This is a genomic window from Aeromicrobium sp. EU05-FHT14F07 (assembly GCF_058790455.1).
Genome location: NZ_JBYTCR010000050.1, coordinates 1 through 536, shown reverse-complemented (window position 1 = coordinate 536; position 536 = coordinate 1). Strand labels below are relative to the sequence as shown.

1 pseudogene is annotated in these 536 nt (G+C 70.7%); it reads left to right on the top strand.

Annotation, left to right across the window (positions count from 1 at the left end):
• Positions 1–33 precede the first annotated feature (33 nt).
• Positions 34–536, top strand: a pseudogene (locus tag AC3WRM_RS18425) (hypothetical protein); the annotation flags it as partial.

The window sequence follows — 536 nt, the reverse complement described above, 5'->3', positions numbered from 1 at the left end:
GGTGGTGTCGGAGGGGGTGCCTAGGTTGGAACTATGAACCCCACCGACACCCTCCTGGCCGACGCGATGGATGCGTCGCGTCGGGTGTGGGCGGCGGAGGCGGAGCAGGCGCGGGCGGTGCTGCGGTTCGTCGAGCCCCGCCGCACCGACGCCCTCACCCAAGGATTGAGCGCGCGTCAGGTGGAGGACGCCCGTCAGGTAGCGATCCTGGAGATCGGCGTCGAGTTGAACGTCGCGCAGGGGCTGATCGCGAACCTGGTCTCGGCGACCCGGACCCTGGTGATGGACCTGCCGACGGTGTGGGCTGCGCACCAGGCCGGTGAGGTCGACCGGGCCAAGGCGAGGGAGATCGCCTCGACCGCGTGGAAGCTCCACGCGCCGGAGAACATCACCCTCCTGGACGAGACCGTGCTCGCCTACGCCACCAGCCACACCCTGGGCCAGCTCAAGGGCTGGCTACGCAGGTTCCTGGTCCGGGTCGAACCCGACCACGCGGTCGAGCGCCGCCAGGCCGCCCAAGCGGACCGCACCGTCAC